Source organism: Flavobacterium xizangense, from assembly GCF_054075145.1.
Genome location: NZ_JBSIPG010000005.1, coordinates 94,608 through 114,674 on the forward strand (window position 1 = coordinate 94,608; position 20,067 = coordinate 114,674).

Here is a 20,067-nt window from a genome sequence, read left to right on the forward strand (position 1 = left end):
ATGAATTTGGGATTTTTGTTTATATTAAATTAAAGCTTTGACTTAAAATTTGAAATTTTAATAAAATTCGGACCGTTAAACAAATACAAGTCATCATTATTAATTCCAATAAATCTTAAATGTTTGAAATTTATTGAAAGATGTTCTTTGTATGTTCCGATTTTTATCTCATCATCATGGTACATTATTTCTGTATCATTAGTAAGATCAATCTTGTAGATACCTTCTGTATTTATTAAGTAGTACAAGTTATTGTAGTTATCAATGGCAATCTGATTTATATAATCATACATATCAGGATTTAGAGTTGTTACTTTCCATCCATTAGTTGTGTTTTCAATTTTACGGATTTTGCTTCCATTTCCGTCATTGTCTAAGACATAGATTATATCATTTTTTATTAAAATCTGGGAAACTCTCCCGAAACTGGCTTCAGCTCCAATTCCATCTTTTATAGCAGGTTTTCCTGAGCCTGCAATTAATAATTCTGTTTTTAAAGAGGGGTTAATTTTTTTTAAGGAAAAAGTAGTGAGATCAAAAATGAAATAATAATCATCTTTGTAGTTGCATATGGCGTTTATTGTTGGAACGCCAATGTTATTATTATACTTCAAAGTGTAATAAGGAGTGAAGAAATTATTTGTAACGTTATACATTTTATCTCCGACTTCTGAATTATTTGTTGTAAGAAATATTTCTCCTTTACTATTATTGGTCAGTTTGTTATAAAAGAAACGAAGATCTACAAATGTTTCAATATTGCTTACTTTTCCTTGCTGATCTATTTTTTTTAATTCGGGTAAAGCGTAACCACCTCCAGTAATATACACACTATTGTTACTTACTGCAAAACCGTCTATGTCTACAATTTTGGAAATATCACTAATGTAATCAGCTCTAATTTCTCCCGCAATTTCTTCTGAGTTTGAATCGCTGCTGCATGAAATCAATGAAATAAAAATAAATAGGATACTAAAATTTTTTTTGTTCATTTTTAATGTTATTTTGAATAATGTGGAATTAAAGAAATTTAGCTTTTAGCTCCGGAGTTGGAATCATACAACTTTCTTTTTTGCCGTACCAATTGTATCTGTTTTTAGCAACATAATCATAAATTCTGTCACTAATGAAAATTGGTACAATTCTAAAAATCGGAATCAATTTCCAAAATCCGCCAAAATTTTTAGCTATTTCAATAATCGCTGAAGATTTGTAAAAATATGCTGTTCCAGGTTCATAGAATATGACACTATCCATTTTAGAATAACTAATTCCTAAATGTTTGCAAATTGAAATTCCTAATTCTAACTGCAATGCCACAAACCTAAAAATGTCTTTTTTATCGTGTTTAATGATAAATTGAACAGCAGAATCACAAAGATTACAAACTCCATCAAAGAGAACTATTTTTTTATTTTTTGGAAGACTTTCCATTATTATTGTAAATCAAGTTTTGTATTAACTATTAACGTAGAAGATTTTTAAAATTGTATTTTATTTTAGCAACTAATAAGTATTTGTAAAATCTATTAATTTTTTAATTTCAATAAATTTTACAAATTAAAAATAACTTAAATAAATTGCTTAAAATCTGCTTTTAAAATTTATCTATATTTCGAATCGTAATTTTTAAAACAATTGCTTAAATCGTCTTATTTTAATTTTGATGAAATTTTCATGCTTTTTAAAATGAAAATTTATAAAAAAGATTACTTCTTAACCGCTTCCACTAATTCCAATTCATCCAAACTTACTTTCGAGGTAAAAATGCCATAATTAACAGTTGCTTTATTTTTTTCTATAGAATCAATACTTCCAACAGATTTTCCATCTAGCATTCTTACTCGATCGCCAACTTTTAAAATTGGTTTTGGTTTTTCGATTACAGGTTTAAGTTTTTTCTCTTTTTTCTCTTTTCGAATTTCTTCAACTTTTACTTGAACTTCAGCGATAATTTCTTTTTGTTTTTCAACTTTTGCTTTGGTTTCTTTTGGAGTTGCTTTTTTACGTTTTGAATTTTCGATTTCGACAATTTTCAAAAATTCGCCAATAAGTTCCTTCTTATTTTTGTTGTTGAAATATTTTTCGGCAATATCATCAATTTTTTGTCCAATGTAAATTATCTTCTGGTTACTATCATACAGTTCTTGATAGCTTTCTAATTTTTGTTGGATTTTTGTATTGATGTTTTCCATCTTTTTGCTTTCTTCACGCGCTCGGGTTTCTTCTTCTTTTAAATTCAAAGAAGTTTTTTCAAGTTTTGATCTTTCTTTTTGCAGCGTTGCAATAGTTTTGTCAAAACGAACTTTTCCAACTTCGATTTTCTTTTTCGCACGATTAATCAAGCCAAACGGAATCCCATTTTTTTGAGCAACTTCAAATGTGAACGAACTTCCTGCCTGACCCAAAGCTAATTTGTACATAGGTTCAAGCGATTTTTCGTCGAACATCATATTCGCATTTGTTGCGTATGGTAATTCGTTCGCCAGAATTTTCAAATTCGAATAATGCGTTGTAATAATTCCGAATGCTTCACGATGATAAAATTCTTCTAAGAAAATTTCAGCCAAAGCTCCACCCAATTCAGGATCAGAACCAGTACCAAATTCATCAATCAAAAACATCGTTTTCTTGTTACATTTTTTCAAGAAATAATTCATATTTTTTAATCGATAACTATAAGTACTTAAATGATTTTCAATAGATTGATTGTCTCCAATATCCGTTAAGATTCTGTCAAATAAGAAAGTTTCACTGCGCTCATGAACCGGAATCAAAATTCCAGATTGCAACATTAATTGCAATAAACCAACCGTTTTTAAGGATATAGTTTTTCCTCCGGCATTAGGCCCAGAAATTACAATAATTCTGTTTTCTTGTTTAAGCTCAATAGTTTGAGGATATGTAACTTCCTTTTTTTGCTTGTTGTTCAAATACAAAATAGGATGATAGGCTTCTCTAAAAGACAATCTTCTTTCTTCAGTAATTGCAGGTAAGATTCCATTAATGCGATTTGCATATTTTGCTTTTCCGGCAACGACATCAATATCACTTAAAAAATCCTGATATTCAATCAATAAAGGAAGATATGGACGAATTACATTGGATAAATTTTTTAGAATTCTTGTGATTTCTTCTTTTTCCTCATATTCTAAATTGGCTAATTCTCTTGAATATTTTAAAGTAGCTTCTGGTTCGATGTAAGCAATACTTCCAGTTTTAGAACTACCTAAAATTGAACCTTTTACTTTACGGCGATACATTGCTAAAACTGCTAAAACCCTGCGATTTTGAACAAAACTTTCTTTAATATCGTCCAAATATCCTAAACCGTTGTACTGCGTTAAAGCCACACCAAAACTTTGGTTTACTTTTCCGCGAACCAAGTTCATGTTTTGTCGAATTCCAGAAAGAGCCGGAGAAGCATTGTCCTTAATTTCTCCGTATTTGTCTACAATTGAGTCAATTGCTGTGATAATATCTTTAGTCAATTCGACACGTGAAGCTCTTGCATTTAAATTCGGATAATAATCATCGAATTTTTTTAAGAAATTCAACAAGACATTTGTTGTTGCAGAAAGATTAGCAATTTTTCTAAAACTTCCTACTTCAAGAAAACTGTCTTCAATTGCTAAAAATTTAATTTCATGCGTGATAGCGTCAAAACCGTGATTCGGAATTGCGTTATTATTTTGAAAAGAAGAAACATACTCTGATGTTTGCATCAAAGATTGCATCAATTCTTCTTTATCTCTAAATGGTTTTATTTGTAAAGCCTTTTCTTTCCCTATATCAGTGTTGCAGCCATCTGAAATGGTTTCAAGCACGGTTGGAAATTGTAAATCTTGTAATGTTTTTTCTGTAATAGATACCATTATATAGCGTAAGTTGTAAAGATTTCAAAGTTACAAAGTTTTAAAACTAAATAGCACTAATAATTTGGCAGTTTGGATAAAACTTTGCGTAATTTGTAATAAAATTTTTAAAATGAAAATTAATTTAGCTCAAGATTGGCAGAATGTTTTAAAAGACGAAATCCAGAAACCTTACTTTAAAGAATTGATGGATGCGTTGGATGTTGAATACAAAACACATACCTGTTATCCACCAGCTGAATTGATTTTTGCAGCCTTTAATAATTGCAATTTTTCAGACTTAAAAGTTGTAATTATTGGCCAGGATCCTTACCATGGTGAAGGAGAGGCCAATGGCTTAAGCTTTTCTGTAAACGATACTGTTAAAATTCCGCCATCGCTTCGCAATATTTTCAGAGAAATAAATACTGATTTTGATTCGATTTTTATGCCAACATCTGGGAATCTTGAAAAATGGGCAAAGCAAGGAGTTTTGCTTTTAAATGCTTCTTTAACAGTTCGAAAAGACAGTCCAAATAGTCATAAGCATTTAAAATGGAATCTTTTTACAGATGCTGTCATTCAGGCTATTTCTGACCAAAAAGAAAATGTAGTTTTCCTTTTATGGGGGAGTTTCGCTCAAAAAAAAGGTTTGAAAATAAATCGCTCAAAACATCATATTTTAGAATCCGGACATCCATCACCTATGAGTGCTAATCAAGGTAAATGGTTTGGAAACAAGCATTTCACTCAAACAAATGCTTTTTTAAAGTCAAAAGGAATCGAGGAAATAGAATGGTTTTAAAATTTTGGAAACTATTTTTCGGTTTCTTTTTTGATAATTTCTTCTAAAACAGCTTTGTTTTCAAAATTTACTACTTTTAAAATAATCTCTTGATTTTTAGCTGTTTTTCCTTCAATGATGTATAATTTTCCTTTTTTAAACGGAACATTACTTTGGTCAAAATCAACATCTCCGTAAGTTAAAGTACTTTTAATATCTGCAGTATCAACCCATTTTTCGTTTAAAGTCTGAATTGCTTTAGCTGAATATTGAAAAGGTTTTGTTCTTAAATTATTTAAAACTCGGGCATTTGGAAAATAGTTGCAACGAGTGTCTTTACCACTAAAAACAAGAGCTACAAAAAAGCATCCCATCACTAAACCAATCAAATAATATGCAAAACGGTGTACGAACTTCATGAAATAAAATTTTTGCAAAGGTACATTAAAGTTCCTTTAAAATACAAGTAAATTAATATCATTGTCTGGCAAATCAAACCAGTCGCCAATTGCTTTATTTGTTAAAATTCCATGGTAAAGATAAATTCCGTTTTTAAGGCCTTTGTTGCATCTAATTGCACTTTCAATGCCACCATCTTCGGCTATCTGATGTAGATAAGGAGTTAGAATATTACTGATTGATAATGAGGCAGTTTTCGAATATCTTGAAGGAATATTTGGTACACAATAATGCAAGACATTGTTTTTGATGAAAGTTGGTTTTTCATGAGTTGTTACTTCGGAACTTTCAAAACAGCCGCCTGTGTCAATACTTACGTCGACAATTACAGCACCTTTTTTCATGTGTTCTACCATGGTCTCAGTAACTACAATCGGGCAACGTTCTTTGCCGCGCATGGCGCCAATTGCTACGTCACAACGTCTTAAAGCTTTCAATAAAGCTTTTTGCTGAATAGTTGAAGTGAAAATTCTTTGGCTTAAATTATTTTGTAAACGACGCAATTTTGTAATCGAATTATCAAAAACTTTTACGTTTGCACCCAATCCAATTGCGGTTTTTGCAGCAAATTCGCCAACAGTTCCGGCTCCAAGAATTACAACTTCAGTAGGAGGGACACCGGTAATATTTCCAAACAAAAGCCCTTTTCCAAATTCATCTGTAATCATTAACTCGGCAGCAATAAGAATTGATGCAGTTCCTGCAATTTCGCTCAACGATTTTACTGCCGGATATGATCCATCTTCATCTTTAATATATTCAAAAGCTAGTGCTGTGATTTTCTTTTGCGCCAAAGCTTCAAAGTAAGCTTTCTTTTTTGTTTTGAGCTGAATAGCCGAAATAATAACTGTTTCGGGATTAATCATTTCGATTTCAGCTAAAGTTGGCGGTTCTACCTTCAATAAAAACGGGCAACCAAAAACTCTTTTTGTGTCTTTTGTGATTTCTGCACCTGCATCTGCATATTCTTTATCTGTATAACTTGAACTTTCACCCGCTCCAGATTCAATCATAACCCGATGGCCTTCATAAGTTAAGGAGTTTACGGCATCAGGAGTAAGGCAGATACGACGTTCCTGATAACTTGTTTCTTTAGGAATTCCTATAAAAAGTTCTCTTTTAAAACGACCAACCTCAAGCTTTTCTTCCTGTGGCAGCAATTGTTGTTTTGTAAATGGAGTTAACGTGATTGACATGGGTTGTGCAAAAAATTAAAGGTACAAATTACGTAAAAAGATTTAAAATTAGTGCAAAAATTCTGCTAATACTGTAATGACAATGTTAAGATATTTTTTTCTCCATTTTTATGTCGGCTCGTTCGTAAATGCTCGATTCTAAAGGGATTTCAATAAAACCAAATTTTCTGTATAAGTGAATTGCAGGAAGTAAAATCGTGTTGGAGTATAAAAACAATGTTTTGATGTTGTTTTCTCTAGCAATATTTATGCAATGTTCCAGAAGTTTATTCCCGATTCCTAAGCCTTGAGCGTTATCTGAAACGGCCATTTTACTTAATTCATAGGTTGAGTCATTGACTTTCATTAAAGAAGCTGTACCAATAATTTTGCCATTGTGGCGAGCATAAAAAATCATTCCGCCTTTGTCAATAATTTCTTCTTGTGGATTTGAAAGGGTTAATTTATCTTTTTCTTCGACTTTAAAATACTTTTCCAGCCAGGCAATATTTAAGGTTTTGATATGTTCTTTTAAGTCTTGAGAAAAGGGGATTATCTCTATATCTTCTGAGGTATTCATTTTTGTTATTTTTTCTTTGTGAGTCTCTCGCAAAGTTTTATGCTAATTCTAAATTTCTTTTCCCATCTGGCAATAATTCAATATTTATTGTAGAATATTCCTCAGGAAGCAAACTGGCAATTTTTTCAGACCATTCAATAAAACACCAATTTCCCGAATACAAATAATCGTCAACGCCCATATCGAGTGCTTCGGTTTCTTTGTTTAACCGGTAAAAATCAAAGTGATAAACCGTTTGATTATTGTTGGTTTGGTATTCATTCACTAAAGAAAAAGTTGGACTGCTGGTTGCATCTTCAACGCCTAAAGTTTTGCATAATTGTTTTATTAAAGTTGTTTTTCCAACTCCCATTTCTCCATTAAAAAGGATGATTTTTTTAGGATTTGAAGCAATAATCTGCTCTGCAACTTTTTGAATTTGATCTAATGAAAAAACGATATTCATTGTTGTTTATTTTTTGCCACGAATTTCACGAATTTTCACGAATTAAATTTTACTTTTTTAATTTAAAAATAAAAATTAGTGGAAATTAGCAAAATTCGTGGCGATAATTTTTATTTCGGATTAAATACCAAAAACGGAATAATCATTTCTTCTAACGAAATTCCGCCATGCTGATACGTGTTTTTGTAATAACTCACATAATGATTATAGTTGTTTACATAGGCCAAAAAGAAATCATTTTTGGCAAAAATAAACGAACTGCTCATGTTTATTGCTGGCAAACCAATTGTTTTGGGCTCTTTAACAACATAAACATCTTTTTGTTCGTAAGTCAAACTACGTCCAGTTTTGTAACGCAAATTTAGGCTTGTATTTTTATCACCAACAACTTTTGACGGATTTTTTACATTTATTGTTCCGTGATCTGTTGTCAGGATTAATTTGAAACCTAAAAGTTGTGCTTGCTGAATAATCTCTAACAAAGGTGAGTTTTTGAACCAGCTTAATGTTAAGGAGCGGTATGCTTTATCATCAGAAGCTAACTCTTTTACAACTTCCATCTCTGTTTTAGCATGTGAAAGCATATCTACAAAATTGTAAACTACCGTTACTAAGTCATTTCCTTTTAAAGCCTTAAAATTTTCTGCTAATTTTTTACCGCCGGCATAATTGGTGATTTTAAAATAATCTTCCTTAATATTTAAGCCCAAACGTTTTAATTGTGCCGATAAAAATTCAGCTTCATAAAGGTTTTTTCCACCGTCTTCAACATCATTTTTCCAATATTCTGGAAATTGTTTTTCCATTTCTAAAGGCATTAAACCTGAGAAAATAGCATTTCTGGCGTATTGTGTCGCCGTTGGAAGGATAGAAAAATAAGGAACTTCTTTTTCAAGTTTGTAATAATTAGCGATTACAGTTTCAAAAGATTTCCATTGATCGTAGCGAAGATTGTCAATTACAACAAACAAGATTGGTTTATCTTTTTTCTTGATTTCCGGAACAACTAATTCCTTAAATAAAGTATTAGATTGTATCGGTTTATCTGCTTTTGGAGCAAACCAATCTTCATAGTTTCTTTCAATATATTTTCCGAATTGAGAATTGGCTTCCACTTTTTGAGATTCCAGAATTTCAATCATCGCAGTATCATTGATATCCTCAAGTTTCAATTCCCAAAAAAGCAATTTTTTATACAATTCAACCCAGTCTTCATAGGAATTAACCATCGCTAATTCCATTGAAATTTTTCTGAATTCCTTCTGATAATCTAAAGTTGTTTTTTCGGTAATCAATCGCGAATCGTCAAGATTTTTCTTTAAACTCAATAAAATCTGATTGGGATTCACTGGTTTTATGAGGTAATCAGCAATTTTAGAACCAATCGCTTCTTCCATTATATATTCTTCCTCACTTTTAGTGATCATAATCATTGGAATGGCCGATTTTTTTTCTTTCATCTCAGAAAGCGTTTCCAAACCACTCATTCCAGGCATATTTTCATCCAAAAAAACAATGTCAAAATTATCCTCTTCGAATAAAGCAACTGCATCAAGACCATTATTGCAAGTCGTTACCGAGTAGTTTTTTTTCTCCAGAAATAATATATGAGGCTTTAAAAGATCAATTTCATCATCGACCCAAAGTATTTTTATCTTATCCATAAACAAATTTAATTTTAATGCAATTTAGAAGTATAGAACTTAAAAAGTATTAAAAATAGTATAAATTTCAGAAAAATGAAATCTAATTTTGATATAAAATCTTTTTGATTTTTAAGTATTTGCCTCAAAATCAGCTAAATTTAATGTTAACTTTTAAATGAAAAACTATAGTTATTTACTTATATTTGTTGACCTAAAAAATAACCAAATAGTGACTCATATCAATAAGTTAAAAATATTCAATGATCCCATTTACGGGTTTATTACAATCCCGAATGAACTTATTTACGACCTAATCCAGCATCCATATTTTCAGCGTTTACGCCGTATTTCACAAATGGGACTTTCGTATTTGGTTTATCCGGGAGCCAATCATACACGTTTTCATCATGCATTAGGATGTATGCATTTAATGAAAAAAGCGATAGACACACTTCGATTTAAAGATGTTGCAATTTCTGAAGATGAAGAAAATGCATTGTTGATAGCGATTTTACTTCATGATATAGGACACGGGCCGTTTTCTCATGCAATGGAAAAAAGTATTGTTGAAGATGTACATCACGAGGCGATTTCTTTATTGTTTATGAATCAGTTGAATGAAGAATTTGGCGGAAAATTAAGTTTGGCTATTCAGGTTTTTAAAGGAGAATATCACAGAAAATTTATGTTGCAATTGATTTCGAGTCAATTGGATATGGATCGAATGGATTATCTAAAACGTGACAGTTTTTATACTGGAGTTGCAGAAGGAAATGTGAATTCTGAGCGTTTGATTCAGATGATGAATGTTGAAAATGACGTATTAGTTATAGAAGAAAAAGGAATTTATTCTGTTGAAAAATTCCTGCTTTCTCGAAGATTAATGTATTGGCAGGCATATTTGCACAAAACAAGTTTAGTAGCCGAATTGATTTTGATGAAAGTTTTAAAAAGAGCAAAAGAACTGACGCTAAAGGGAATTAATCTTCCTTGTAGCGAACCACTTTTGTTTTTTATGCAAAACAAAATCGCACTTGAAGATTTTGATGCCGAAAAATTGGATTTGTTTTCTCAATTAGATGATTTTGATATAATCAGTGCTCTAAAAGCCTGGCAAAGACAAGATGATTTTATACTTTCTACTTTAAGCAAAATGATCATTAACAGGGATTTGTTAAAAATAAAAATGAGTGCAGAGAAGATTTCGATTGAAGAATCTCAGGCAATGAAAGAAGAGTTCGCGCAAGATCATCATATTTCATTATTAGAAGCCGGTTATTTTATTTTTAGAGGGAAAATTAAAAACCAAGCCTATAGTAAAGCTGCTGAACCGATACGAATTTTGAAAAAAGATAAAACAATTGAAGATGTTGTCGAAGCATCTGATCAGCTGAATTTGAAATCGTTATCTAAATTGGTGACAAAATATTATATCTGTTTCCCAAAACAACTTATCTAAAATTAACATTTAAAATCTATTTTTTATATTTTTGTCGCGATGAAATTTACAGCAGAACAAATAGCAGGAATTTTAGAAGGAGAAGTTATTGGGAATCCCAATGCAGAAGTTTCTCGGCTATCTAAAATCGAAGAAGGCGAAGAAGGATCGCTTACTTTTTTAGCTAATCCGAAGTATGTCAACTACATATACACGACAAAAGCGACAGTAACAATTGTTAACGACAGCTTTGTACCAGAACAAGATATCACTACCACTTTAATAAAAGTAGAAGATGCGTATGCAGCTTTTTCTAAGCTTTTACATTTTTATAATCAGGTAAAATTGAACAAAAATGGTATCGAACCTCAGTCCTTTATGGCTGAAGGAACTAAATATGGAGAGAATTTATATTTAGGAAGTTTTAGCTATGTTGGCCAAAATGTGGTTTTAGGTGATAATGTTAAAATTTACCCTAACAGTTTTATTGGCGACAATGTAACAATTGGTGATAATGTTTTTGTTTTTGCCGGTGCAAAAATTTATTCAGAAACAGTAATTGGCAATAATTGCACTATTCATTCTGGCGTTATTATTGGTGCCGATGGTTTTGGTTTTGCACCAAATGAAGATGGAGAATACAGCAAGGTGCCGCAAATAGGGAATGTTATTATTGAAGATAATGTTGATATTGGTGCTAATACTACGATAGATAGAGCAACTCTTGGTTCTACAATTATTAGAAAAGGAGTGAAATTAGACAATCAAATTCAGATTGCTCATAATGTTGAAATTGGTAAAAACACAGTGATTGCTGCACAAAGCGGAGTTGCTGGTTCTACTAAAATTGGCGAGAACTGTATGATTGGTGGGCAAGTAGGTATCGCAGGTCACTTGATTATAGGGAACAATGTAAGGCTTCAGGCGCAGTCAGGAGTAGCAAGAAACATTAAAGATGATGAAGTTTTACAAGGCTCACCATCGCTTGGATATAGTGATTTTAATAAATCCTATGTTCATTTTAAGAACCTTCCTAAAATTGTGGCTGAAGTTGAAGAAATAAAAAAACAAATAATAAACCCAAAAAATGGAAATAATGGTTAAACAGAAGACCATCAAAAATGAAATTTCACTAACAGGCGTAGGATTACACACTGGAAAAGAAGTTACAATGACTTTCAAACCAGCTCCTATTAATAATGGTTTCACTTTTGTTAGAGTAGATTTGCAAGGTCAGCCAATCATCGAGGCTGATGCTAATTATGTTGTTAATACGCAAAGAGGGACTAATTTGGAAAAATTAGGTGTAAAAATACAAACTCCAGAGCATGTTTTAGCAGCAGTAGTTGGATGCGATTTGGATAATATTATTATTGAATTAGATGCATCTGAACTTCCTATTATGGATGGTTCATCTAAATATTTTGTTGAAGCGATTGAAAAAGCCGGAATCGAAGAACAAGACGCAAGTCGTAATGTTTATGTGGTAAAAGAAGTAATTTCGTTTACTGATGAAGCGACAGGAAGCGAAATTCTTGTAATGCCGAGCGATGATTATCAGGTAACAACAATGGTTGATTTTGGCACAAAAGTTTTAGGTACTCAAAACGCAACACTTAAAAGCATTTCAGATTTTAAAAATGAAATTGCAAATTCACGAACTTTCAGTTTCTTGCATGAGTTAGAATCATTGTTAGAAAATGGTCTTATTAAAGGTGGTGATCTAAATAATGCGATTGTTTATGTAGATAAAGAAATTTCAGAATCTACAATGGAAAATCTAAAGAAAGCGTTTGGCAAAGATGAAATTTCTGTAAAACCAAACGGAGTTTTAGACAATCTAACTTTGCACTATCCAAATGAGGCAGCAAGACATAAACTGCTTGACGTTATTGGGGATTTATCTCTTATTGGGGTTCGTATTCAAGGAAAAATTATTGCAAACAAACCAGGGCATTTTGTAAATACTCAATTTGCTAAAAAAATGGCTAAAATTATTAAAATTGAGCAGAGAAATCATGTTCCAGTTTATGATTTAAACCAAGAGCCATTGATGGATATTCATAAAATCATGGCAATGCTTCCGCATAGACCTCCATTTTTGTTGATTGACAGAATTATTGAAATGTCTGATCGTCACGTGGTTGGTTTGAAGAATGTTACTATGAATGAAAATTTCTTCGTAGGGCATTTTCCTGAAGCGCCAGTTATGCCGGGAGTTTTAATTGTTGAAGCTATGGCACAAACAGGAGGAATTTTAGTTTTAAGTACAGTTCCTGATCCTGAAAATTATTTGACGTATTTCATGAAAATTGATAATGTTAAGTTCAAACACAAAGTATTGCCAGGTGATACCTTAATTTTCAAATGCGAATTAATTTCCCCTATCAGAAGAGGAATTTGTCATATGCAGGCAAATGCATACGCAAATGGTAAGTTAGTGACTGAGGCAGAATTAATGGCACAAATTGCAAGAAAACAATAATTAATCAAATTTATTGTTTAGGTTTGTTGCCCTCAAATTAGATTATTTTAATTTAAAATATAAAACATACAGATGAATCAACCATTAGCATATGTTCATCCAGGCGCGAAAATCGCTAAAAACGTTGTAATTGAGCCATTTACAACAATTCACAATAATGTTGTTATTGGTGATGGTACTTGGATTGGTTCAAATGTGACCATCATGGAAGGTGCACGTATTGGAAAAAATTGTAATATTTTTCCAGGAGCTGTAATTTCTGCGGTGCCACAAGATTTAAAATTTGGAGGAGAAGATTCTCTTGCTATAATTGGAGATAACTGTACAATTAGAGAATGTGTTACAATCAATAGAGGTACAGTAGCTTCAGGGCAAACTATTCTTGGAAATAATTGTTTAGTAATGGCTTATGCTCACATTGCACATGACTGTGAAATTGGAAACAATGCAATTATTGTAAATGGTGTTGCTTTGGCAGGACACGTTGTTGTTGGAAACCATGCTGTTATTGGAGGTTTAGCGGCTATTCACCAGTTTATTCATATTGGAGATCACGCTATGATTTCAGGTGGATCTTTGGTTAGAAAAGACGTTCCGCCATATACAAAGGCAGCAAAAGAGCCTTTGTCATACGTTGGAATCAATTCAGTTGGTTTAAGAAGAAGAGGTTTTAGTACTGAAAAAATCAGAGAAATTCAGGAAATCTACAGAATTCTATACCAAAAAAATTATAATACGACTCAAGCTTTAAGCATTATTGAAGCTGAAATGGAAGCGACTCCTGAGAGAGATGAAATTTTGGATTTTATCAGAAATTCATCACGAGGAATTATGAAAGGTTATTCAGGAAACTATTAAAAAATAAAGTTTAATTGTTTATTTGTTGAATCGTTAATCGAAAAACAATTAAACGATTAAACGATTCAAAAAAAATAAAATAAAACAAATTAAAATGGCGTCTACATCAGATATTAGAAACGGATTGTGTATTAAATTTAATCACGACATCTATAAAATTATTGAATTCCTTCACGTTAAACCTGGAAAGGGTCCAGCTTTCGTAAGAACTAAATTAAAAAGTTTAACTTCAGGAAAAGTTTTGGATAATACTTTTTCAGCAGGTCATAAAATTGATGTTATTCGTGTTGAAACACATACATTCCAATTCTTATATCCAGAAGGTGATGAATTTCACTTTATGAATGCTGAAACATTTGAACAGATTTCTTTAAACAAAAACATCTTAGATGCTCCAGATTTGTTGAAAGAAGGAACAAATGTTATGGTTCAGATCAATACAGAAACTGATTTACCTTTATCAGTTGATATGCCTGCATCTGTAATTCTTGAAGTTACTTATGCTGAGCCAGGAGTAAAAGGAAATACAGCTACAAACGCAACTAAAAATGCTACTGTTGAAACAGGTGCATCTGTAAATGTTCCTTTGTTTATCAACGAAGGTGATAAAATTAAAATCGATACAGCTTCAGGTTCGTACATGGAGCGTGTAAAAGAGTAGTTTTTAATTAGATAATTTGTCAATGTGTCAATTAGAAAATTATGCAAACGCAGAAATTGAATAATTTTATTTTCTAATTGACACATTTTCTAATTGACACATTTTCTAATTGACAAATTTTCTAATTATAACATATGAAATTTCCAAAGGTTTATTCTTTAGAAGAAATTGCAAATTTGCTTAATTGCGAATTTATAGGCGATAAAAACTTTCAGGTTTTGGGCATGAACGAAATTCATGTTGTGGAGCCTGGAGATATTGTTTTTGTTGACCATCCAAAATATTATGATAAAGCTTTGCAATCTGCAGCAACTATTGTTTTGATCAACAAAAAAGTGGAATGCCCAGAAGGAAAAGCACTTTTAATTTCTGATGATCCTTTCAGAGATTTCAATACTTTGACCAAACATTTCAAACCTTTTCAATTTGCAAATGTTGCTATTGCTTCATCAGCAGAAATTGGAGAGGGAACTTTAATTCAGCCAAATAGTTTTGTTGGAAATCATGTAAAAATTGGTAAAAACTGTCTAATTCATTCCAATGTTTCAATTTATGATCATACTGTAATTGGGGACAATGTCATTATTCATGCCGGAACTATTTTAGGAGCAGATGCTTTTTATTATAAAAAACGTCCAGACGGTTTTGATCAATTAATTTCTGGCGGAAGAGTTGTTATTGAAGACAATGTTGGTATTGGAGCACTTTGTACTATTGATAAAGGAGTTACGGGTGATACAACAATTGGAGAAGGAACAAAAATAGATAATCAGGTTCATGTTGGACATGACTCTGTAATTGGCAAGAAATGTTTAATTGCTTCACAAACCGGTATTGCTGGCTGCGTGGTAATTGAAGATGAAGTTACTATCTGGGGTCAGGTAGGAACAACTAGCGGCATCACAATAGGAGCGAAGGCTGTTATTATGGGACAAACAGGTGTTACTAAATCGGTTGAAGGTGGAAAATCTTATTTTGGAACCCCGATCGAAGAATCAAGAGAAAAGTTAAAACAATTGGCTAATATCAAAAAGATTCCTGAAATTCTAAATAAATTGAAGTAATATGTCTATAAAAGAATTTGTTCAAAGATTTTATAAGTCGGATGCCTTAATTGATAGTGAAATTATGAAGACGTACTTGCATCCTGAAGTAAAGTTAGAATGGCACAGCACTAAAGGATTAATCGAAATGGATTATGATTCGATGTTGGATATGGCAAATGAATTGAGTCGTGCATATGTGCGCTCTAAAGTGAGGATGAGTCATATTATTGAAGAAGATGATTTAGTATCAGTACGTTATTCTCATTTTGTGAAAACTATTGAAAACCCAAGAGAAGAAATGTTGCTGGCACATTTTACGGCAATTTGGCAAATAAAAGATGATAAGCTTTATCGCGGTTATCAAATGAGTCAATTTTCTTAATTTTTTTTGATAATAAAAAGGTAAAATACATTACAAAACCTTACTTTTGCATCACAATTTTAAAAACTACATAAAATATATATCATGAGTGTTTTAGTTAATAAAGATTCCAAAATAATTGTTCAAGGATTTACAGGGAGCGAAGGAACTTTCCATGCTTCTCAAATGATTGAGTACGGTACTAATGTTGTTGGTGGTGTTACTCCAGGAAAAGGAGGAACTAGCCATTTAGATCGTCCGGTTTTTAATACAGTAAAAGATGCTGTAGATCAAGCTGGAGCTGATACATCTATTATTTTTGTACCGCCAGCTTTTGCTGCTGATGCTATTATGGAAGCTGCTGATGCCGGAATTAAAGTAATTATTGCTATTACAGAAGGAATTCCTGTAGCAGACATGATTAAAGCAAATAATTATGTTAAAGAAAGAAGCTCTAGATTAATTGGACCAAACTGTCCAGGAGTTATCACTCCAGGTGAAGCTAAAGTTGGTATTATGCCAGGTTTCGTTTTCAAAAAGGGAACAGTTGGTATCGTTTCTAAATCTGGAACTTTAACTTATGAAGCTGCTGACCAGGTTGTAAAACAAGGTTTAGGAATCACTACAGCTATCGGAATTGGTGGAGATCCAATCATTGGAACTACAACTAAAGAAGCTGTTGAATTATTAATGAATGATCCTGAAACTGAAGCTATCATCATGATTGGTGAAATCGGAGGTCAATTAGAAGCTGATGCGGCTAAATGGGTAAAAGCTGATGGTAACCGTAAACCAGTTATTGGTTTTATCGCTGGAGAAACTGCTCCTGCTGGTAGAACAATGGGTCACGCTGGTGCTATTGTTGGAGGTTCTGACGATACAGCTGCAGCTAAAAAACAAATCATGAGAGATAACGGAATTCACGTTGTTGATTCACCAGCTGAAATTGGTAAAAAAGTAAAAGAAGTACTTGGATAATCTTCAAGTTCTGAAATAATAAATTCAAAAAAAGTCTCAATATTATGTTGAGACTTTTTTCCATTTTAAAGACTGAGGCGTAAATAGAAAAAACTTAGCATCTTAGTATCTCAGTGTCTTAGAAGCTTAAAAAAGAAATATGTACAAAGAATTAGAAAAATTTAAAACAAGCAATAGTTTTGTTTTTGCGATTGAAGACAGTTTAGAAGAAGTTTGTAATGCTCCAGAAGGAAGCGCTGGAATTTTTGTAGTTTATGCTGTTGAAGGAGGAGAGAAGGAATTGATCATGGTTGGTTCTACTGGAACCGTTCAAAATGACGGAACATTAAAAAGCAAAAATGGTGGTTTATATGACAAAATTGTAAACGGACACCAATTTGCAAAAACTGGAAGAAAGTATTCTTGGCCAGCACAAATGAAATTAGAAAATATTGCTGAGCTTGAAGTGGTTTGGTATGAAACTTTCAATGCTGATGCTAAAGCAATTCCAACTGCTGTTGAAGGACAGGTTTTACAAAATTTCTTGGATGCAAACGGAAAATTACCACGTTGGAATGTAGCTTTCTAAAGTTATTTTTTAATATAAAAACATCAAAAAGCCTTACTTTAATTAGTAAGGCTTTTTTTATGAAATTTTAGGTTTTGTTCTTTTGATTTAATATATTTAAAAACCAAAACAAAACTAACCCTATGATCAAGAACTACTTGCTATTACTGGCACTGTGTTTTTTTTCCTCAGTAAATTCCCAAACAATTACTATTCCTGATGTTAAGTTTAAGACAAAATTGCTAGAAGCCGATGTAGATAACTCAATATCCATGAATGATGATGGAACTGCAAGAAAAATTGATATAAATGGTGATGGCGAGATTCAGGTATCAGAAGCATTATTAATTTTATCACTAGATGTTCGAAATAGTAATATATCATCCTTAGAAGGAATTCAAGGCTTTAGCAATTTAATGTTTTTGGAATGTTCTGATAATAAGATAACAACATTGGATTTAAGAAGCTTGTCAAAGCTTAAAATAATATCCTGTGATAGAAACAATTTGGTGAATTTAAATGTTCAGCAATTACCAAAACTTCAAACTATTAGTTGTTGGACTAACAAATTGACAGAGCTAAATTTGAATGGATTATCAGGTTTGCAAAATCTGCAATGTGGTGAGAATATGATTACTTCGCTTGATCTTAATCAATGTCCTGATTTACTAGATTTAGGAATTTATATGAATAAAATATCAAATTTAGATTTAAGCAGTTTTTCAAAACTTGAAAATTTATTTTGCGGTTACAACGAACTGGTCAATTTAGATTTAAGTAGCTCAATTAATATGAAAACATTGCACTGTAATAATAATAAACTGACTAGTTTGAAATTACCAGTCACGGACAAATTATGGCAATTGGGTTATAATAATAATTTTTTAACAAACTTAGATTTAAGTCATTTGTCAGGTCTTCTCGAATTAATGTGTGGATCTAATAAAATAAAACAATTAGATTTGAAAGGACTTGAAAAGCTCCAATATTTAGATTGCTATAATAATGAAATTAGTAGTTTAGGGCTCTCAGACGTACCTAATTTGTCTTTTTTAAATTGTTTTGGAAATTTGCTAACGGAAATTGATGCAACAGAATGTAAAGGTCTTCAAAATTTTTATTGTAATGATAATCCATTATTGCAAAACGTTTTCTTGAAAAATGGCAGTATTGAAATAGAATTAGATTTTTCAAATAATCCTAAGTTGAAATATGTCTGTGTAGATGATGAGCAGATAAGTAGCATTGAAAACATTCTTAGAGAAGAGGGATATACAGATTATAACGTTAATTCTTATTGCACTTTTGGACCAGGAGGAGAAAGTTATTCAATTCAGTTGACAAATCGTAATGATTTAAATAATAATGGGTGCGATGCTTTAGATGTCCAAGCTTCGTTCTTAAAATTCAAAATTGATGATGGGGTGAAATCAGGAAATTTTATAAGCAATGAGGCAGGGAAATATGATGCAAAAGTGCCAGCTGGAAATTATAAAGTTACGCCCGTTTTTGAAAATTCTAGTTACTTTTCAATTTCTCCTGCTTCAACCCAAGTTGAATTTCCAACAGTTTCAAGTCCATTTCAGCAGGATTTTTGTATTAAAGCAATAGGAGTTCATAATGATTTAGAAGTGACATTCTTGCCAATTTGGCCATCACGACCTGGTTTTGCTGCTAGATATAAAATTGTGTTTAAAAATAAAGGAAATGGTGCCCAATCAGGAACAGTTAGTTTAGCATTTAATGACGCTGTTCTTGATTTAACTGGTGCTAGTCCTTCAGTTTCTACAACATCATCAAATAAAATTTCATGGAATTTCAATAATTTAAAGCCTTTCGAGTCCAGACAGATTTTAGTAAATTTTGACGTTAATTCTCCAACTGAAATTCCAGCGGTAAATAATGGTGATGTTCTCTCGTATGTCGCAACAATAACTTCTTCTGCAACAGATGAATTGCCTATTGATAATACTTTTTCATATAATGAAACTGTAGTTGGTTCTTATGATCCAAACGATAAAACTTGCTTAGAAGGAAATATTGTTATTCCAAGTTTAATTGGGGGATATGTTCATTATATGATTCGTTTTGAAAACACAGGAACTTATATGGCGAAAAATATTGTTATTAAAGATTTGATTGATTTGTCAAAATTTGATATTTCCACTTTAGTGCCAACTAGTTCAAGTCATTCGTATATGACAAAAATTTCTGATGGAAATAAAGTTGAATTTATTTTCGAAAATATTAATCTTCCTTTTAATAATGTCAATCGAAATGGATACATCGCTTTTAAAATAAAAACATTGCCAACTCTAAAGGTAGGGGATACTTTTGAAAATGAAGCCAATATTTATTTTGATTATAATTTTCCAATTTTAACCAATAAAGCTACTTCAACATTTAAGGCGTTGGGTACGCAAGATTTTGAGTTTTCAGAATATTTCAACATTTATCCAACTCCGACGAAAGATGTTTTGAATATTAACACTAAGAAGGAAACAGAAAAACAGGCGCTGTATGTTTATGATATGTTAGGACAATTAGTTATTTCTGTACCTCATGCTGAAAATATTTCAAATATTGATGTTTCCAGACTTCACGCAGGAAATTACATATTAAAAATTAAAACAAATTTTGGTGTTGCATCTCTTAAATTTATTAAAAACAAATAAATCTATAAGCGGTAAAATCTTACAATATAACTATAGTAAGTTAATAGAATTAATTTTAACATTTAAGCAAAAGCT

Annotated in this window: 19 protein-coding genes; 11 read left to right on the top strand and 8 right to left on the bottom strand. The window is 31.7% G+C overall.

Annotation, left to right across the window (positions count from 1 at the left end):
- Positions 1 to 29: 29 nt before the first annotated feature.
- The 3 genes from ACWA1B_RS13670 to ACWA1B_RS13680 form a co-directional block, all read right to left on the bottom strand.
- Complete coding sequence (locus ACWA1B_RS13670) at positions 30 to 992, bottom strand: hypothetical protein (protein WP_456907765.1); 963 nt, start codon at positions 990 to 992, stop codon at positions 30 to 32.
- Between the two features lie 28 nt (positions 993 to 1,020).
- A complete protein-coding gene (locus ACWA1B_RS13675) occupies positions 1,021 to 1,434 on the bottom strand; it encodes a thiol-disulfide oxidoreductase DCC family protein (RefSeq protein WP_456907767.1) in 414 nt (137 codons plus the stop codon).
- 275 nt (positions 1,435 to 1,709) lie between these two features.
- Positions 1,710 to 3,875 (bottom strand): endonuclease MutS2, encoded by a 2,166-nt coding sequence (locus tag ACWA1B_RS13680; RefSeq protein ID WP_456907769.1) that lies wholly within the window; start codon positions 3,873 to 3,875, stop codon positions 1,710 to 1,712.
- Between the two features lie 112 nt (positions 3,876 to 3,987).
- On the opposite strand from ACWA1B_RS13680, the gene ACWA1B_RS13685 reads away from it, so the two are divergent.
- On the top strand, positions 3,988 to 4,659 hold the full coding sequence (locus tag ACWA1B_RS13685) for a uracil-DNA glycosylase (RefSeq protein ID WP_456907771.1): 672 nt from the start codon (positions 3,988 to 3,990) through the stop codon (positions 4,657 to 4,659).
- Positions 4,660 to 4,670: 11 nt separating this feature from the next.
- Here the strand turns inward: ACWA1B_RS13685 and ACWA1B_RS13690 are convergent, their stop codons facing one another.
- The 5 genes from ACWA1B_RS13690 to porX all read right to left on the bottom strand — a co-directional run bounded on the left by ACWA1B_RS13690 (position 4,671) and on the right by porX (position 8,961).
- Positions 4,671 to 5,057, bottom strand: a complete 387-nt coding sequence (locus ACWA1B_RS13690; protein WP_035643899.1) for a DUF4258 domain-containing protein — start codon at positions 5,055 to 5,057, stop codon at positions 4,671 to 4,673.
- Between the two features lie 36 nt (positions 5,058 to 5,093).
- A complete protein-coding gene (locus ACWA1B_RS13695) occupies positions 5,094 to 6,293 on the bottom strand; it encodes an alanine dehydrogenase (protein ID WP_456907773.1) in 1,200 nt (399 codons plus the stop codon).
- 85 nt (positions 6,294 to 6,378) lie between these two features.
- Positions 6,379 to 6,852: a GNAT family N-acetyltransferase gene (locus ACWA1B_RS13700; protein WP_456907775.1), complete on the bottom strand. Its 474-nt coding sequence runs from the start codon at positions 6,850 to 6,852 to the stop codon at positions 6,379 to 6,381.
- A gap of 37 nt (positions 6,853 to 6,889) precedes the next feature.
- Positions 6,890 to 7,297, bottom strand: coding sequence for a tRNA (adenosine(37)-N6)-threonylcarbamoyltransferase complex ATPase subunit type 1 TsaE (gene tsaE / locus ACWA1B_RS13705; RefSeq protein ID WP_456907777.1), 408 nt, complete (start codon positions 7,295 to 7,297; stop codon positions 6,890 to 6,892).
- 110 nt (positions 7,298 to 7,407) lie between these two features.
- On the bottom strand, positions 7,408 to 8,961 hold the full coding sequence (porX, locus tag ACWA1B_RS13710) for a T9SS response regulator signal transducer PorX (protein WP_456907779.1): 1,554 nt from the start codon (positions 8,959 to 8,961) through the stop codon (positions 7,408 to 7,410).
- A 211-nt stretch (positions 8,962 to 9,172) separates the two neighbouring features.
- On the opposite strand from porX, the gene ACWA1B_RS13715 reads away from it, so the two are divergent.
- From ACWA1B_RS13715 to ACWA1B_RS13760, 10 genes are all read left to right on the top strand, one after another.
- Positions 9,173 to 10,402 carry an HD domain-containing protein gene (locus tag ACWA1B_RS13715; protein WP_456908109.1) on the top strand — a complete coding sequence of 410 codons (1,230 nt, stop codon included), beginning with the start codon at positions 9,173 to 9,175 and terminating at the stop codon, positions 10,400 to 10,402.
- A gap of 39 nt (positions 10,403 to 10,441) precedes the next feature.
- Positions 10,442 to 11,485: a UDP-3-O-(3-hydroxymyristoyl)glucosamine N-acyltransferase gene (gene lpxD, locus ACWA1B_RS13720; RefSeq protein ID WP_456907781.1), complete on the top strand. Its 1,044-nt coding sequence runs from the start codon at positions 10,442 to 10,444 to the stop codon at positions 11,483 to 11,485.
- Positions 11,478 to 12,866, top strand: a complete 1,389-nt coding sequence (locus ACWA1B_RS13725) for a bifunctional UDP-3-O-[3-hydroxymyristoyl] N-acetylglucosamine deacetylase/3-hydroxyacyl-ACP dehydratase (protein WP_456907783.1) — start codon at positions 11,478 to 11,480, stop codon at positions 12,864 to 12,866. The genes lpxD and ACWA1B_RS13725 overlap by 8 nt, the downstream gene beginning before the upstream one ends.
- A gap of 72 nt (positions 12,867 to 12,938) precedes the next feature.
- Positions 12,939 to 13,724 (top strand): acyl-ACP--UDP-N-acetylglucosamine O-acyltransferase, encoded by a 786-nt coding sequence (gene lpxA / locus ACWA1B_RS13730; protein WP_029270176.1) that lies wholly within the window; start codon positions 12,939 to 12,941, stop codon positions 13,722 to 13,724.
- Between the two features lie 94 nt (positions 13,725 to 13,818).
- Positions 13,819 to 14,385: an elongation factor P gene (efp, locus tag ACWA1B_RS13735; RefSeq protein ID WP_132991049.1), complete on the top strand. Its 567-nt coding sequence runs from the start codon at positions 13,819 to 13,821 to the stop codon at positions 14,383 to 14,385.
- A 134-nt stretch (positions 14,386 to 14,519) separates the two neighbouring features.
- Positions 14,520 to 15,449 carry a UDP-3-O-(3-hydroxymyristoyl)glucosamine N-acyltransferase gene (locus tag ACWA1B_RS13740; protein ID WP_456907786.1) on the top strand — a complete coding sequence of 310 codons (930 nt, stop codon included), beginning with the start codon at positions 14,520 to 14,522 and terminating at the stop codon, positions 15,447 to 15,449.
- 64 nt (positions 15,450 to 15,513) lie between these two features.
- The gene (locus ACWA1B_RS13745; RefSeq protein WP_456907787.1) at positions 15,514 to 15,813 is read left to right on the top strand and encodes a nuclear transport factor 2 family protein; all 300 of its coding nucleotides are present in this window, start codon (positions 15,514 to 15,516) and stop codon (positions 15,811 to 15,813) included.
- Between the two features lie 84 nt (positions 15,814 to 15,897).
- Complete coding sequence (gene sucD / locus ACWA1B_RS13750; RefSeq protein ID WP_012024957.1) at positions 15,898 to 16,770, top strand: succinate--CoA ligase subunit alpha; 873 nt, start codon at positions 15,898 to 15,900, stop codon at positions 16,768 to 16,770.
- Between the two features lie 139 nt (positions 16,771 to 16,909).
- Positions 16,910 to 17,338: a hypothetical protein gene (locus ACWA1B_RS13755; protein ID WP_456907789.1), complete on the top strand. Its 429-nt coding sequence runs from the start codon at positions 16,910 to 16,912 to the stop codon at positions 17,336 to 17,338.
- Between the two features lie 122 nt (positions 17,339 to 17,460).
- Positions 17,461 to 19,992, top strand: a complete 2,532-nt coding sequence (locus ACWA1B_RS13760; protein WP_456907791.1) for a DUF7619 domain-containing protein — start codon at positions 17,461 to 17,463, stop codon at positions 19,990 to 19,992.
- Positions 19,993 to 20,067: the final 75 nt, after the last annotated feature.